This is a genomic window from Bacteroidota bacterium, assembly GCA_005882315.1.
Taxonomy (GTDB): Bacteria; Bacteroidota; Bacteroidia; order Chitinophagales; family Chitinophagaceae; genus VBAR01.
Map to the genome: position 1 here is coordinate 155,243 of VBAR01000002.1, position 14,306 is coordinate 169,548.

The 14,306-nt window shown below is 37.6% G+C and carries 16 protein-coding genes; 11 read left to right on the forward strand and 5 right to left on the reverse strand.

The window, feature by feature from the left end:
• Positions 1 to 126 precede the first annotated feature (126 nt).
• Together E6H07_11890 and E6H07_11895 are read left to right on the forward strand one after the other, a co-directional pair.
• Positions 127 to 2,073, forward strand: a complete 1,947-nt coding sequence (locus E6H07_11890; protein ID TMI63478.1) for a tetratricopeptide repeat protein — start codon at positions 127 to 129, stop codon at positions 2,071 to 2,073.
• Positions 2,073 to 2,690 (forward strand): response regulator transcription factor, encoded by a 618-nt coding sequence (locus tag E6H07_11895; protein TMI63479.1) that lies wholly within the window; start codon positions 2,073 to 2,075, stop codon positions 2,688 to 2,690. The genes E6H07_11890 and E6H07_11895 overlap by 1 nt, the downstream gene beginning before the upstream one ends.
• Here E6H07_11895 and E6H07_11900 read toward each other — a convergent pair whose 3' ends face one another.
• The gene (locus E6H07_11900) at positions 2,691 to 3,950 is read right to left on the reverse strand and encodes a DUF1343 domain-containing protein (protein ID TMI63480.1); all 1,260 of its coding nucleotides are present in this window, start codon (positions 3,948 to 3,950) and stop codon (positions 2,691 to 2,693) included.
• A gap of 125 nt (positions 3,951 to 4,075) precedes the next feature.
• Here E6H07_11900 and E6H07_11905 point away from each other — a divergent pair, with 125 nt between their 5' ends.
• Positions 4,076 to 4,531, forward strand: a complete 456-nt coding sequence (locus E6H07_11905) for a peptidylprolyl isomerase (GenBank protein ID TMI63481.1) — start codon at positions 4,076 to 4,078, stop codon at positions 4,529 to 4,531.
• Positions 4,532 to 4,647: 116 nt separating this feature from the next.
• Here the strand turns inward: E6H07_11905 and E6H07_11910 are convergent, their stop codons facing one another.
• On the reverse strand, positions 4,648 to 5,199 hold the full coding sequence (locus E6H07_11910; protein TMI63482.1) for a hypothetical protein: 552 nt from the start codon (positions 5,197 to 5,199) through the stop codon (positions 4,648 to 4,650).
• Positions 5,200 to 5,312: 113 nt separating this feature from the next.
• Between E6H07_11910 and pepT the strand changes: the two genes are divergently transcribed.
• The 5 genes from pepT (at position 5,313) to E6H07_11935 (ending at position 9,951) form a co-directional block, all read left to right on the forward strand.
• Positions 5,313 to 6,563: a peptidase T gene (gene pepT, locus E6H07_11915; protein ID TMI63483.1), complete on the forward strand. Its 1,251-nt coding sequence runs from the start codon at positions 5,313 to 5,315 to the stop codon at positions 6,561 to 6,563.
• Positions 6,542 to 7,720, forward strand: a complete 1,179-nt coding sequence (locus E6H07_11920; GenBank protein TMI63484.1) for a hypothetical protein — start codon at positions 6,542 to 6,544, stop codon at positions 7,718 to 7,720. The genes pepT and E6H07_11920 overlap by 22 nt, the downstream gene beginning before the upstream one ends.
• A gap of 36 nt (positions 7,721 to 7,756) precedes the next feature.
• Complete coding sequence (locus E6H07_11925; GenBank protein TMI63485.1) at positions 7,757 to 8,704, forward strand: SPFH domain-containing protein; 948 nt, start codon at positions 7,757 to 7,759, stop codon at positions 8,702 to 8,704.
• Between the two features lie 140 nt (positions 8,705 to 8,844).
• Positions 8,845 to 9,537 (forward strand): MotA/TolQ/ExbB proton channel family protein, encoded by a 693-nt coding sequence (locus E6H07_11930; GenBank protein ID TMI63486.1) that lies wholly within the window; start codon positions 8,845 to 8,847, stop codon positions 9,535 to 9,537.
• 12 nt (positions 9,538 to 9,549) lie between these two features.
• Positions 9,550 to 9,951, forward strand: a complete 402-nt coding sequence (locus tag E6H07_11935) for a biopolymer transporter ExbD (GenBank protein ID TMI63487.1) — start codon at positions 9,550 to 9,552, stop codon at positions 9,949 to 9,951.
• A gap of 35 nt (positions 9,952 to 9,986) precedes the next feature.
• Here E6H07_11935 and prmC read toward each other — a convergent pair whose 3' ends face one another.
• Positions 9,987 to 10,835 carry a peptide chain release factor N(5)-glutamine methyltransferase gene (gene prmC, locus E6H07_11940; GenBank protein ID TMI63755.1) on the reverse strand — a complete coding sequence of 283 codons (849 nt, stop codon included), beginning with the start codon at positions 10,833 to 10,835 and terminating at the stop codon, positions 9,987 to 9,989.
• Between the two features lie 67 nt (positions 10,836 to 10,902).
• On the opposite strand from prmC, the gene ribD reads away from it, so the two are divergent.
• From ribD to E6H07_11955, 3 genes are read left to right on the forward strand one after another with little or no spacing between them, the layout of a single operon-like run.
• Positions 10,903 to 11,940, forward strand: a complete 1,038-nt coding sequence (gene ribD, locus E6H07_11945; GenBank protein TMI63488.1) for a bifunctional diaminohydroxyphosphoribosylaminopyrimidine deaminase/5-amino-6-(5-phosphoribosylamino)uracil reductase RibD — start codon at positions 10,903 to 10,905, stop codon at positions 11,938 to 11,940.
• Positions 11,941 to 11,952: 12 nt separating this feature from the next.
• A complete protein-coding gene (locus tag E6H07_11950) occupies positions 11,953 to 12,198 on the forward strand; it encodes a uroporphyrinogen decarboxylase (GenBank protein TMI63489.1) in 246 nt (81 codons plus the stop codon).
• Complete coding sequence (locus E6H07_11955) at positions 12,195 to 12,797, forward strand: YigZ family protein (protein ID TMI63490.1); 603 nt, start codon at positions 12,195 to 12,197, stop codon at positions 12,795 to 12,797. Before E6H07_11950 ends, E6H07_11955 begins: the two co-directional genes overlap by 4 nt.
• A 4-nt stretch (positions 12,798 to 12,801) precedes the next feature.
• On the opposite strand, the gene E6H07_11960 is transcribed toward E6H07_11955, so the two are convergent.
• Positions 12,802 to 13,344 carry a hypothetical protein gene (locus E6H07_11960; protein ID TMI63491.1) on the reverse strand — a complete coding sequence of 181 codons (543 nt, stop codon included), beginning with the start codon at positions 13,342 to 13,344 and terminating at the stop codon, positions 12,802 to 12,804.
• Positions 13,345 to 13,350: 6 nt separating this feature from the next.
• A complete protein-coding gene (locus E6H07_11965) occupies positions 13,351 to 14,238 on the reverse strand; it encodes a 3-hydroxybutyryl-CoA dehydrogenase (protein TMI63492.1) in 888 nt (295 codons plus the stop codon).
• Between the last annotated feature and the right edge of the window lie 68 nt (positions 14,239 to 14,306).

Here is a 14,306-nt window from a genome sequence, read left to right on the forward strand (position 1 = left end):
ATTATCTTCCTGATCATATTATTCTATCCCTGAAAAGCAGGAGATTTTTAAAATCATGGAAAAAGGGGAGTTAGGTTCTTAATTATTACTTATTTATTTGTAATATGAGTAACTAAAGTTTAAAGAATGCCCAGACTTACGACGATCTGTATTGTTTTATTTTTTTTAAACAGTGACACTGTTGCGCAGCAAACTGTTGCCGACAGTATTGGAAAACTAATTCAAAAGATGCCGGCAGACACAGCTAAAGTGAACCGGTTAAATGAAATGGTTTCAAAATTTCAATATGCTGACCCGTCAATATCAGTGATGGCAGTAAATGAAGCAATAGAACTGGCGGGTAGATTAAATTACACACTTGGACTTGCAACAGCGTATCGGCTTAAAGGTGTATTGTACGTGGACAGAATGGTACTGGATAGTGGGAAAATGTTTTATGATAAAGCGTATGAGTTATGCAAGGATAAAAAGGAAAAGGCATTTCAAAAGCAAATAGGCCTGGTTACACATAATTATGGTGTCATCTATCATAAAAAGCAGGAGTATGATTCAGCCACCCGGTTATACCTGGAAGCAGCCCGGATCTTCAGTTCATCCGGCCAGGAGGAATTTGCTTTTTTCCCTTATAACAACCTTTCAACGATGTATTCTTACCTACAAAACAACGTTAAGTCACTAGAGTATGCAAAAGCAACCTATGCTTCGGCACTGAAACTAAATGAAGGAAATAAAATAGTGAGTGCAGTAAATAGTGTAATGTCGGCCCATCTTCAGCTTGAGAATTATGATAGTGTTTTATTACCGTTAAAGAAAAATCTGTCGGCTACAGCCGAATTGAATAATTATTTCCAGCATGGCATCACGAATAACCTGCTTGCACGTTATTATAGTTATGGTAAACAAAAACATGATACCGCTGTTTTATATAGCAGGAACGCTTTGAAAGATATGCAAGCAGTGAATAACGAATATGAAGGGACTAATATGCTGCATAATCTTGGTTACTTTTATCAGCAGGCAGGCAATTTGGATAGCGCAATGAAATATTTCGACAAAGCAATTGAAAAAGCAAAAGCTCTTGGATTGGACCAGGTTGTTCAATACAGTTTAGAGAACATGGTTGAATTGGAAGAGAAAAGAGGGAATATGAAAAAAGCCTATCAAATTTTGAAGGAACTGGTAGTTCTAAAAGATTCTTTGCAGCAAAAAATTAACCGGGAACAGGTGAATGAGCTTGAGGCCCGTTATCAATCAGAAAAAAAAGACAGCCAGATTAAACTGCAACAGGCCTCCATTCAACGAAAGAATATTTATAACTATATTCTTATTGGCAGCGCTGTAATAATTCTTATTATTTCATTGCTTTCATTCAGAAATTACAAGCAGAAACAAAAACTGCAACAGCAACGTATTAAGGAATTAGAAACAGAAAAAAAATTGACTGCAACAGAGGCAGTACTAAAAGGTGAAGAGCAGGAGCGAACCCGCCTGGCAAAAGACCTGCACGATGGATTGGGAGGTATGCTGTCAGGTATAAAATATTCATTTAACACTATGAAAGGAAATTTAGTAATGACGCCTGATAATGCACAGGCTTTTGAACGCAGCATGGATATGCTGGACAGTTCTATAAAAGAAATGCGTCGAGTGGCTCATAATATGATGCCTGAGGCATTGGTGAAATTTGGACTCGATACGGCATTAAAAGATTTTTGTAACGATGTGAATCAAAGTGGAGCATTGAAAGTAAATTACCAATCGATTGGATTAAATGAAGTTATAATCGACCAAACAACGGGAATCACTATTTATCGCATTGTGCAGGAGTTACTGAATAATACAATGAAACATGCAGCAGCAAAAAATGCAATTGTGCAGGTGAGTAAAATTGATGGAGTTTTATCTGTAACTGTTGAGGATGATGGCAAAGGGTTTGATACTTCAATTTTAAAACAAGCGAAAGGAATAGGGTGGGATAATATTAAGCATCGTGTTGAATTCCTGAAAGGAAAGCTTGATGTAAATTCACAACCGGAAAAAGGCACATCTGTTCATATTGAATTTAATACTTAATGCCTATAAAAATTTTTATAGTTGATGATCATTACATGGTAATCGAGGGTATTCGTTCATTATTGCAAAATGAAAAGAATATTGAATGGATGGGCCATGCAATGAATGCTGACAGTTGTCTTTCATTTCTCAAAAATCATTTACCCGATATAATTTTAATGGATATCAACCTGCCGGATACAAGTGGGATTGATTTATGTAAAGAAGTAAAAGCAAACTACCCTTCTGTTTTTATAATTGGTCTAAGCACATTCAACCAACAAAGTTTTATTCACAAGATGATGGACAATGGTGCATCGGGATATGTATTAAAAAACGCATCACAAGAGGAACTAATGGAAGGGATTGAAATGGTGATGAAAGGAAAAATATATTTAAGTGATGAAGCTGCTCAGTCGCTGCGGAAAAATAATAATGGAGAAATACCTATACTTACCCGCCGTGAAAAAGAAGTATTAGAACTCATTGCCGATGGTATGACTAATGCCGAAATAGCGACAAAGCTATTTATAAGTGTAACTACTGTTGATACACATCGCAAAAACCTTCTTGCAAAATTTGAAGCTAAAAATGTTGCATCAATGATAAAATCTGCTGCTCAAATGCAATTTATTTGATCACTCAAAATCTTCGTATAACAAATATTTTTTTCTGATAGCCTTAAATTCACTCAGCTTCGGCTCCCAACTTTTTCTTATTTCAATTTCACTCTTGCCATCTTTTATCTGCTGCATCAGCACATCAGTTCCGGAAAGACGATTGAAAGAATTTGATTTTAAAAAGAAACTGTCTTTATTTGGAAAAAGCTTGTAGGCTTCGATCAGCCATTTCAATTGTATTCTGCCGTCTACTTTTTTTAATACTTCATCCGGTGTACCGCTTAGATCCCAGCCATAGCAAACCTTACCAAAATGTTTTGAACTTTTTGAGCCTGTATTGGGATTAGGCGTGAATGAATATAAATTCTTTGGCAGATCCGGATGACCAAATACCTGGAATTGTTTATCAGTTCCCCTTCCTTCACTTAATGCAGTTCCTTCAAACAAACAAGTGGATGGATAGAGATAAATAGATTGTATGTTAGGAAGATTTGGCGAAGGCTTTACAGGTAAAACATATTTGCTCTTATGCGTATAGTTCTGGCATTTTATAAACTGCACATGAAAAGGTGTATCTGTTGTTGGGTTGGTAGTGATATTATAATCATAAATTGCATTTGCTTTTTCTGAAAGCCAATGCTCACCCATTAGCATTCTTGCATATTCCACCATCGTCATCCCATAGTTGATTGGTATTGGTTGCATACCTACAAAACTTTTAAACTTCATATCAAGCACGGGGCCATCTACATAAAATCCATTCGGGTTGGGCCTGTCTAAGATCAAAAGTGGTTTATGATTTTCCAACGCTGTTTCCAAAAATTCCTGCATAGAAGATATATAAGTGTAAAACCTTGTTCCTACATCTTGTATATCAAAAACCAGAACATCTACATCTTTTATGTCATCGACAGATGGTCTTCTTTTAGTTCCATATAATGAGATGACCTGTATACCGGTCTTTTCATCTTTATAGTCCATGATCTTTACGCCATCTGGTGTATCTCCACGAAAACCATGTTCAGGTCCGAATGCTACTCGTATATCAACTCCTAATTTTAATAATGTATCTACAAGATGTTTATTGCCTACCATTGAGGTATGATTGGCGAATACACCCACTTTCTTTCCCTTCAGAAAAGGAAGATAAACATTAATGCGTTCGGCTGCAGGTATGATCCTGGGAATCGATTCATCGTACATGTTAGGATTTGGAATCGGCTGCGCCACACAACAGCATGAGATTGTAAAGCTTAAAAAGGCCAGCAATATTTTCATTTTATCGATTTTTAGTCTATTCAAAGTAATGTAAAATATTAGTATGGACGAACGTGAATATTTAGATGGTTGCATTCATGATTTTCGGCTACCTTGCACCCTTATTTTTAATCAAACTATAAGTAATGCAACACGTAAAGTCAGGTGACAAAGTAAAAGTTCACTATCATGGAAAGTTAACAAATGGCGAAACTTTCGACAGTTCGGAAGGTCGTTCACCATTGGAGTTTGAAGTAGGTGGTGGAATGGTAATAAAAGGTTTTGATGATGGAGTAACAGGAATGTCGATTGGTGAGAAAAAAACTGTGAATATTCCTTTTAATGAAGCATACGGGCCACGAAATCCTGAAATGATAATTGAATTTCCGAAAGATCGTTTTCCTCAAGATATGGAAATAGAAGTAGGAATGCCATTGGCAATGAGTGGTGGAAATGGAGAACAATTCCAGGTAGTAGTTACCGAGATCAAAGAGGATTCAGTAATGCTTGATGCTAATCATCCGCTGGCAGGGCAGGACCTGGTTTTTGATATTGAACTGGTAGAAATAGTTGGTGGAAAGCCATTGATCATAATGCCATGAGAGAAGTTGTAGGTTATAAGTTTTAAGCAATAAGTTTAGAAAATAACAAAAGTAAAATGGAATGGGTCTGAAAAAATTCAGACCCATTCTTATAACTTAACACCTATAACTTATAACTATTTTCTATTCAGCCACCAGCCCAGCCAGATCCCTGTAAGCCCCCATGCAACAAGACCATCAATTAAATGGCCAGTATATGCTTCAGTTGGAGTTTGAAACCAGTTGTGCATCGTATAGGGCCCAACTAAAAATGTAAAAAATCCAACTGCAACCGAAGCTGCAAATATCCTCATTGCTGTTGGTGTACCTGCACGGGTAAGCACATATATTAAAATAAATACAAGTGCAAGGTCGATGAGGAACCCACGAATCATAGGTCTTACCATATCTAATTTATATGAACTTCTGTAGATCACAGTTGCCCACGGTTTGCCTTCCATGTCGTTCATTATTTTTTCATGTTCATCCATTGTTGCCCCGGGAGGTGCAGTAGGCAGCATGTACACACCATCTTCTTTAAGAGAGGCGGAAAGTGAATTAAGAATTTCTTTTTCTGCAGGAGTGTATTTTGCTTCACCGCTGTGAATTGGCAGTATTGTCCACGAGAGGAACTGCCACAAAAACACAAGGATTGCTCCGACTAAAGAGCCGATTAACCATTTTTTCATAATTGTTGATTTTGGTTTGGAAATAAAAGGTAGAAACTTTGCCCGTTTATGTCAAGAAAAACTTTAGAAACTGATTTCGTTGTACTTTCGGTGACAGAATTTTACAGAAATATATGTTTGAAAACTACAGATTTACAGCCGCCGAAAGATTTTTGAGATATGTACAGATCGATACGCAAAGTGACCCTCAATCATCTTCTTACCCAACTACAGAGAAGCAAAAAGACTTAAGCCGCTTGCTGGCTGATGAACTTAAACAAATAGGTATTGCAGATGCACATACAGACGAATTCGGGTATGTGTATGCAACCATTCCATCTAATACAGATAAAAAAGTACCGGTTATCTGTTTCTGTGCACATGTGGATACAGCTCCTGATTGCAGTGGCACAGATGTAAAACCGATTGTGCATAAAAGTTATAATGGAAGCGATATTGTGTTGCCGGATGATAAAACCCAGGTGATACGGATGAGTGATTATCCTTACATGGAAAAACTATTAGGACATGATATCATTACTGCATCAGGAAAAACTTTGCTGGGCAGTGATGATAAAGCAGGTGTGGCAGAAATTATGGATCTCGCCAATTTTTTAATGACGCATAAAGAGGTGAAGCATGGTGAGATCAAAATTTTATTTACACCGGATGAAGAAGTAGGCAAGGGAACTGCAAAAGTTGATTTGAAAAAATTAAGTGCTGACTATTGCTACACATTGGATGGTGGTGATGCAGGCTCATTAGAAGACGAAACATTTAGTGCTGATGGTGTACAGGTAATTATTCATGGAGTGATTGCGCATCCTGGTTATGCAAAAGGAAAAATGATAAATGCGTTGAAGGTTGCGGGAGAAGTTTTAGCAGCATTACCGAAAAACCGTCTTTCACCTGAATCAACTGAAGGTAAAAGAGGATTCATACACCCGGTAAGAGTAGAAGGCATTGCTGAAAAATGCATTATTGAATTTATCATCCGTGATTTTGAAACAGCTGGCTTGCAAAAGAAAGAAGATTATCTGCGTACACAGATCGAAGAAAGATTAAGGATCTATCCCTCTGCTTCATTTGAATTTATAGTAACAGAGCAGTACCGCAATATGAAGGAAGTTTTAATAAATCATCCGCAGGTGACTGATTATGCAAAAGAAGCAATTGAAAAAGCAGGGCTGACATTAAAAATGGAAAGCATTCGTGGCGGTACAGATGGAAGCCGGTTATCATTTATGGGCCTCCCTTGTCCGAACTTATTTGCAGGCGAACAGGCTATTCATTCAAAGCATGAGTTTATCAGCATACAGGATATGAATAGTGCTGTAGAAACAATGGTTCATCTCATTAAGATATGGGAAGAACGAACAACGTAAAAAATCAAGTTTACAATATCTGCTTTATTTTATCGTTCAGATTGCGAATGAAATTATTCAGCTTATTTTTTTTAATTCTTTTTTCTTTCTCATTAAATGCGCAAAGCCTGCTGGTGAATGGAAGCTTTGAAGACGTTAATACATGTACAGAATATAATGTAGAATGTGCGCCGGAAGCTTGGATAAGTTCGCTTAATAGTATCGTCAATTTTTATAAAGACCCGAAACGGGCTCATGCAGGAAAAAACTGTATGACCATAGAGGCCGGACACAACAAGAGAGCATATAGCAGAACTTTTATCCGCAGCCGGCTTTTATGTGGTTTGAGAAAAGGGAACCATTACAGGATACAGTTTTATATTAAATCACAGTATAATGTATTTGACAGTATGGGTGTGTTGTTCTCAGCAACTGACCCTTTACTTGCGAAAGTCCCTTTTCATAAGTTAACGGCAACAGTTTACCTGCATGATATAACGGAACCTTTACAAATAAAAGACAGCAACTGGTATAAGATTGAATTTGATTATATAGCATCGGGCGAAGAAGTGTATATAGCCCTGGGCTATTTTGCTAAAAAGGATTTTAAGGGAAATAAAGTAAGTGAAATGGAGAATCGCTTCTATGTTTTGCTTGATGATATTTCACTGACACCGCTTGATCCGAAAGAAGGTATATGCAGGGAATGGCAATCAGCAAAGGAAGAAATATATGGCGAGAATGAACGACACGAATGGCTTGAGAAAAAAATAAAATACCTGAGAAGTTATCCAGAACCAGCTCCATCACTCAACAAAACAACTTATATAAGAATTGATACATTGGTGATGCCCGATATCTTATTTGCAAGTGGTAAAGCCATATTGCAGCCACAAAGTTTTTTGCTATTAGACAGCTTTTGCAGAAAGATCAGTTCATCACAAACAGATTCGGTGATAATTGAAGGACACACTGATAGTACCGGCAGCCTTGCACTGAACCAGAAATTATCATTTGACAGGGCATTAGCCGTGAAAGATTATTTAACCATGAAAACAGCTTATCCTGCTATTACGGCAAGGGGTTGGGGTTTTGAAAAACCGGTTGCAGAGAACAAGACAAATGAAGGCCGGCAAAAAAACCGGCGGGTGACGATTTTTCTCTATATCCGCGAATAGGTTAACAAGTCGTAACTTGCTTGCAAATTTTTAATTATGGAATTCTCTAAATGGATAGCGATGAACTGGTGGATAGTAGTTCTCGTTATTATTTTCTTTGGCTCTTTTTTTACGATCAACCAGGGCTATATCGGTGTCATTACTATGTTTGGTAAATACCAACGTGTAGCAACACCGGGACTAAATATGAAAATCCCGATCCTTGAATCGGTTGCAAGAAAAGTTTCTATTCAAAACCGATCTGTTGAGTTGGAGTTCCAGGCTGTAACAGCAGACCAGGCGAATGTTTATTTTAAAAGTATGTTGCTGTACTCAGTGCAGAATGCCGATGAAGAAACGATAAAGAAAGTAGCGTTTAAGTTTTTTGCAGATAAAGATCTGATGCAGGCGTTGATCAGAACTATTGAAGGAAATATCCGTTCATTCGTTGCTACTAAAAAGCAAGCGGAAATATTGGGGTTGCGTAAAGAGATAGTAGAATATGTAAAAGCAGAAATTGATCATACACTTGAAACATGGGGTTATCATTTGCAGGATCTGCAGATCAACGACATCACGTTTGATAAACTGATCCTTGATTCAATGAGTAAGGTTGTGGCAAGTAATAACCTGAAAGCTGCTGCAGAAAACGAAGGGCAGGCTTTATTGATCACCAAAACAAAATCGGCAGAGGCAGAGGGTAATGCCATAAAAATTTCTGCCGAAGCAGAAAAAGAAGCAGCAAGATTACGTGGGCAGGGTGTAGCATTATTCCGTATGGAAGTGGCACAAGGTATGACGGAAGCGGCCGAACAAATGAAGCAGGCCAATCTTGATACCAATGTAATTCTTTTCAGTATGTGGACAGAAGCAGTGAAAAACTTTGCTGAATATGGAAAAGGAAATGTTATTTTTCTTGACGGTAGCCCGCAGGGAATGGAAAACACAATGAAACAGATACAGGCAATGATGATGAAGCCGGCAGGAACAACGGCTCCTAAATAGCTAAACTTGTTAAAGTATATTAAAAGCTAAGTGCTGCGAACAACGTGGCACTTTTTTTTACGTTCATCCACAGGTTGTTGAAAACAACTCACCTAAGTTGAGATTTACTAATCTACATTTACGCCACTAAAGAAAAATCTATGTTCGAATTATTACAGGTTGATTCCGTAACACAAATGGCAGGACAGGCCGTAACTGGCGCCAGCAAAGGATATGTAAGTGTTTTTGATCTTATCGTAATGGGTGGATGGATCATGATCCCGCTGGGAGTATTGTTGCTGATGACGATTTATGTTTTTGTGGAACGTTATATCGCCATTCGTAATGCTTCTAAGATCGATGATAATTTCATGAACATTATCCGTGATCATATTATGAACGGAAATGTATCAGCTGCAAGGAGCTTTGCCAAGAACACCAGCAACCCTGTTGCCAGGATCATTGATAAAGGTATTCAGCGCATCGGTAAGCCTATTGATGCAATCGAACGCAGTATGGATAATATCGGTCAGCTGGAAATGTATTCACTGGAAAAAAATATGGGGATACTTACTGTGATCTCCCGTGCCGCTCCCATTTTTGGTTTCGTAGGTACACTGGTAGGTTTGATGCAATTGTTTTCGCAGATATATCAATCAGGTGGTGATATCAATCTCGGTGTTATTTCACAGGGTATTTATACAAAACTGATCACTTCTATTACGGGTCTTGTAATTGGGTTGATCGCATTTCTATGTTATAACTACCTGCATGCACAGGTAAACAGGACTGTAAATAAAATGGAGGCTTCAGCTGCCGATTTCCTCGATGTATTACAGGAGCCTTCACGCTAAAAGAACGGAATTATGAACCTGAGAAAAAAAGTACATAACGAACCCGAGGTGTTTACCGACTCACTGAATGATATTATTTTCATTCTGTTGATGTTCTTCCTGATCATTTCTACAATGGCTAACCCGAATATTGTGAAAGTGAACAATCCATCCGGAACAAAGGATACAAAGGCAAAACAAAATATTGTTGTTACCATTGATAAGGATCAGAATTTTTTTATTGGTCAAACGAAGATCAATCCGCTGTTACTTGACAGCTTGCTACAAAAAGAAATTGCCCGTTTACGTCCGTTGATAGATACACCTTCAGTTGTTATCAATGCAGATACACTTTCCTATTATGGTGAAGTTTACCGCATTATGCAGATAGCTAAAAAGAATAAGCCTGTAAAGGTGGTTGCGAATGTGAAGTAATAGAAATAGTATTGAAATATTTGTTTGTGCCCGGATCAAATAATCTTTATCATTCTTTCTTTTCCCTGCATATCTTTTTTTAACTCAGTAGTAAAACCTTTTCCAGCAAACAAAGCTGTTGTTTCTTTTCCCAGGCTTTCATGTATTTCACAGTAAACGGTTCCTTCTTTATTTAAATGTGATTTAGCGAAGGCTGCAATAGCCTCATAAAATACAAGAGGATTATTATCTTTTACAAACAGCGCAGTATGTGGTTCAAATTCCAGCACATTTTTATTCATTGATTCTTTATCCTTTTCGGGAACATATGGAGGATTGCTAACAATGATATCAAATGAAGGTAACTGACTTCTTTCTTTCTCATTTAAAAAATCAAGTTGTACAAAATTTATATCAGCCTGGAGTGTTGATGAGTTTTGTTTTGCAATATTCAGTGCTTCTTCACTCACATCGCAAGCCCATACTTCTGCCTTGCGCAATTTTCTTTTTAATGCAATAGCAATACAACCACTGCCTGTTCCGATATCTAACACTTTCAATTCGGAAAAAGGAAATCTCAGGTTGCGGATCACCCAATCCACCAGTTCTTCTGTTTCAGGGCGGGGGATGAGTACGTTCTTATCAACATAAAACTTTAATCCGTAAAACCAACATTCATTTAATATATACTGAACAGGTTCATGCTTTAATAATCTTTCAGCATATTGCCTGAGTACTATTTCTTCTTGCGTAGTGATGGGCTCATTTTTATACAACATTCGTTCCGCTTTCATTGAACCTGTCAGTCGTTCCATCACCCGATCTGTTATTTCACTGGTTTCACCATCAGCATAGATAGTGCGGAGTTGATTCATTAAAAAATAGGTTGCTTCCTGTATCGTCATGGCAGCAAACTTACTGCGCATCACTTGAATAAAGTGCAACTCAATTATATTTGCTTTCTGGTTTTTTATGAATGTTCATTCAAAGTATATGTCCCGTTGCATTCAGCTTGCTCAGCAGGGTGCAGGCTTTGTTGCACCCAACCCAATGGTTGGAGCAGTGCTGGTATATGAGGAAAAAATCATCGGCGAAGGGTATCATCAGCAATATGGCGGGCCGCATGCAGAAGTAAACTGTATTGAATCAGTAAAAGAAGAAGACAAGAATTTAATTCCAAATTCCACTTTATATGTTTCATTAGAGCCTTGTGCTCATTTTGGGAAAACACCACCCTGCTCAGATTTAATAATCCGGAATAAAATTCATAAAGTAATTATCGGCTGCCGTGATCCGTTTAAAGAAGTAGATGGGAAAGGAATTGAGAAACTAAGATCAGCAGGAGTGGAGGTGGAATTGGGTGTGCTGGAGAATGAATGCAGGGAGTTAAATAAGCGATTTTTTATTTTTCATACAGAGCATCGGCCTTATATTATTTTAAAATGGGCACAAACTGCCGATGATAAAATTGCAAGTGCAACAAATGAACGATTATTGATCAGCAATGAGTATACTAATCGTCTTGTACATAAATGGCGAAGTGAAGAAGCTTCTATTATAGTTGGAACTAATACAGCCCTGCTGGATGATCCCGAATTGACAAACCGATATTGGTCGCCGCCTTCACCAGTACGATTAGTTGTGGATATGGATTTAAGTTTACCTCGATCACTGAAATTGTTTGATCAAAAAAATAAGACAATTGTTTTTAATGCTGTTAAACAAGATGAGCTGGAGAATTTACTTTACTATCATGTAACGACGGATGTGAGTCTTGTACACCAACTATTGAACGCCTTGTACCAGTTAAAAATATCTTCCGTGCTGGTGGAAGGAGGCGCTAAATTGCTTCAATCATTTATTGATGAAGAATTGTGGGACGAAATAAGGGTAATTAAAAATGAAGAATTAATAATTAATAATGGGTTGCAGACGCCATTGTTTAACTCTGCAAATCCAGTATCGCAAATAAAAATTGAAAGCGATACCGTCAGCACATATTATCATTAACTTGTTGAATAAATGCTTATGAACTGGGTAGAATGGGTTGGATATTTGGGCGCAACACTGGTAGTAGTGAGTTTTCTTGCAGGGAAAAATATGCGGTTGCTGCGTACTATTAATTTGCTTGGTGCTATTGCTTTTACTACTTATGGTTTTTTGCTCGATGTTAATTTGCCTATAATTATTCCCAATGTTTTTATCACCTGCATCCAGATTTATTTCCTGTTTATTAAGAAAGAAGAAAAGAAGCCTGCTGAAAATTGATCCCTGACTTTTATTATACAATTGAAAAGCCCGCCACTGCTGAATTTAAAGACAGGGGAAGTAAGTTTCTTGCTTATGTTTACCCGGTTCAGTCAATTGAAGAATTTAAGATCAGGCTGGCTGACTTAAAAAAAGAGCATCCAAAAGCAGTTCATCATTGTTTTGCTTACCGGTTAGGCACGGATAAAAATAATTTCCGTGTAAGTGATGATGGCGAACCATCCGGCACAGCAGGCAGACCCATTCTTGGACAAATCGACAGTAAAGAACTGACCAATGTTGTGATTATCGTTGTAAGATATTTTGGTGGCACATTGCTGGGTGTGCCGGGTTTGATCAATGCCTATAAAACATCAGCTTCAATGACATTACAAGCAGCTGTAATTGTTCAAAAACCTGTGTACTGTAATTACAGGTTGGAATTTAGTTATGAATTGATGAATGATGTGATGCGGATAATAAAGCAATGCGATTGTGAAGTATTCAAAAATGAGGCGCAATTATTTTGCCTTGTAGAGATCGGAATACCAAAGAATAGACTCAGTGAAGTACTCGAAAAAATTAAAGACTTGCTGGCTGTCAATGTAAAACCGTTCTGAATTACTACAGATCCAATCCATTACTTTCTTCATTATACTCCACCTGCAAGCCGTTAACATCTAACATTAATAAGAAACGTGATGCCGGGGCAAAAACAATAAAGGCCAATACTCCCGGCTCTATTGTATCATAAAGATGTTTAGGGATCGGTAACATTGGATTTTTAGGAGAGCCTGTTTTTAAAAAGAAACTGTCAAAGAATGGAGTCTTGTAACCAACAGGATAAAACCATGAAACCGTTTTCAAACCAATCCTCAAGTCTTTTGTATATGGATATATCTTTCTGAAATAATGGATAATAAAAAGACATGTAATAAGAAAGAATGATGTTAACGTTAAAATGAGTGTTGCCCGTTGGTATCGGAGTATTGTGTCGATACTCGTTGTTGAAGATGTTACAAACCCTGTCAAATAGATCATGAAAAGTATAGCAATAAGTGCCAGGTATGCTTTCAACAGGAACAAAGTTTTTTTCCGCTTTACTTTGGTAAGTATTTCCCGGTCTTTAAAATTTAATTGGAGTTGTTCCCGGTTAATAATTTTCATTGCAGTTTATTTGAACCGGTTACTCACCACCAACTCTTTGCTTCCTGCGGTATAAGTATAAAATCCTTCGCTGCTCTTTACACCGAGCTTGCCAGCCGCTACCATATTTACAAGTAAAGGACAAGGTGCATATTTTGGATTTCCAAATCCATTGTGCAGAACATTCAATATAGCCAGGCATACATCAAGACCGATAAAATCGGCCAACTGTAATGGCCCCATTGGGTGGGCCATACCGAGTTTCATGATCGTATCTATTTCTTCTACACCAGCAACGCCTTCATATAAACTGTAAATTGATTCATTGATCATTGGCATTAAAATGCGGTTGGCAATAAAACCAGGGTAATCATTTACTACACATGGTATTTTGCCTAATTGTTTACTGAGTTCAACAATTGCAGTAGTTACTTCTTTGCTTGTAGCATACCCGTTTATTACTTCTACCAATTTCATTACAGGTACAGGATTCATAAAGTGCATGCCAATTATTTTATCGGGGCGGTTGGTGGTGTGAGCAATTTTTGTAACTGAAATGGATGATGTATTAGTCGCAAGAATCGCATGCTTAGGTGAATATTCATCCAACTGATCAAATATTTTCAGTTTCAGTTCAATGTTTTCTGTTGCGGCTTCTATAACAAGATCTGCATCTTTTACACCTTCAATGATCTCAGAAACACATTTGATATTAGTTAGTGTATACTTCTTGGTGTCTTCTGTGCATGTTCCCTTTGCTATCTGCCTGTCAAGATTTTTTGTAATGTTCTCTACTGCCCGGTCGAGCTGTGCCAATGAAACATCAACGATATTTACTTTAAAACCTGCTTGCGCAAATACATGTGCAATCCCATTGCCCATGGTACCAGCACCAATGACTGAGATATTTTTCATATGTAAGAAGTTAGGGTTGCAAGATAATAAGAATTAAAACGTATGCATGAATGTGCAACATTCAATTA

Coding starts and splice junctions, on each gene's coding strand:
- E6H07_11890 (TMI63478.1), top strand. CDS start 127: ATGCCCAGACTTACGACGATCTGTATTGTTTTATTTTTTTTAAACAGT.
- E6H07_11895 (TMI63479.1), top strand. CDS start 2,073: ATGCCTATAAAAATTTTTATAGTTGATGATCATTACATGGTAATCGAG.
- E6H07_11900 (TMI63480.1), bottom strand. CDS start 3,950: ATGAAAATATTGCTGGCCTTTTTAAGCTTTACAATCTCATGCTGTTGT.
- E6H07_11905 (TMI63481.1), top strand. CDS start 4,076: ATGCAACACGTAAAGTCAGGTGACAAAGTAAAAGTTCACTATCATGGA.
- E6H07_11910 (TMI63482.1), bottom strand. CDS start 5,199: ATGAAAAAATGGTTAATCGGCTCTTTAGTCGGAGCAATCCTTGTGTTT.
- pepT (TMI63483.1), top strand. CDS start 5,313: ATGTTTGAAAACTACAGATTTACAGCCGCCGAAAGATTTTTGAGATAT.
- E6H07_11920 (TMI63484.1), top strand. CDS start 6,542: ATGGGAAGAACGAACAACGTAAAAAATCAAGTTTACAATATCTGCTTT.
- E6H07_11925 (TMI63485.1), top strand. CDS start 7,757: ATGGAATTCTCTAAATGGATAGCGATGAACTGGTGGATAGTAGTTCTC.
- E6H07_11930 (TMI63486.1), top strand. CDS start 8,845: ATGTTCGAATTATTACAGGTTGATTCCGTAACACAAATGGCAGGACAG.
- E6H07_11935 (TMI63487.1), top strand. CDS start 9,550: ATGAACCTGAGAAAAAAAGTACATAACGAACCCGAGGTGTTTACCGAC.
- prmC (TMI63755.1), bottom strand. CDS start 10,835: ATGACGATACAGGAAGCAACCTATTTTTTAATGAATCAACTCCGCACT.
- ribD (TMI63488.1), top strand. CDS start 10,903: ATGAATGTTCATTCAAAGTATATGTCCCGTTGCATTCAGCTTGCTCAG.
- E6H07_11950 (TMI63489.1), top strand. CDS start 11,953: ATGCTTATGAACTGGGTAGAATGGGTTGGATATTTGGGCGCAACACTG.
- E6H07_11960 (TMI63491.1), bottom strand. CDS start 13,344: ATGAAAATTATTAACCGGGAACAACTCCAATTAAATTTTAAAGACCGG.
- E6H07_11965 (TMI63492.1), bottom strand. CDS start 14,238: ATGAAAAATATCTCAGTCATTGGTGCTGGTACCATGGGCAATGGGATT.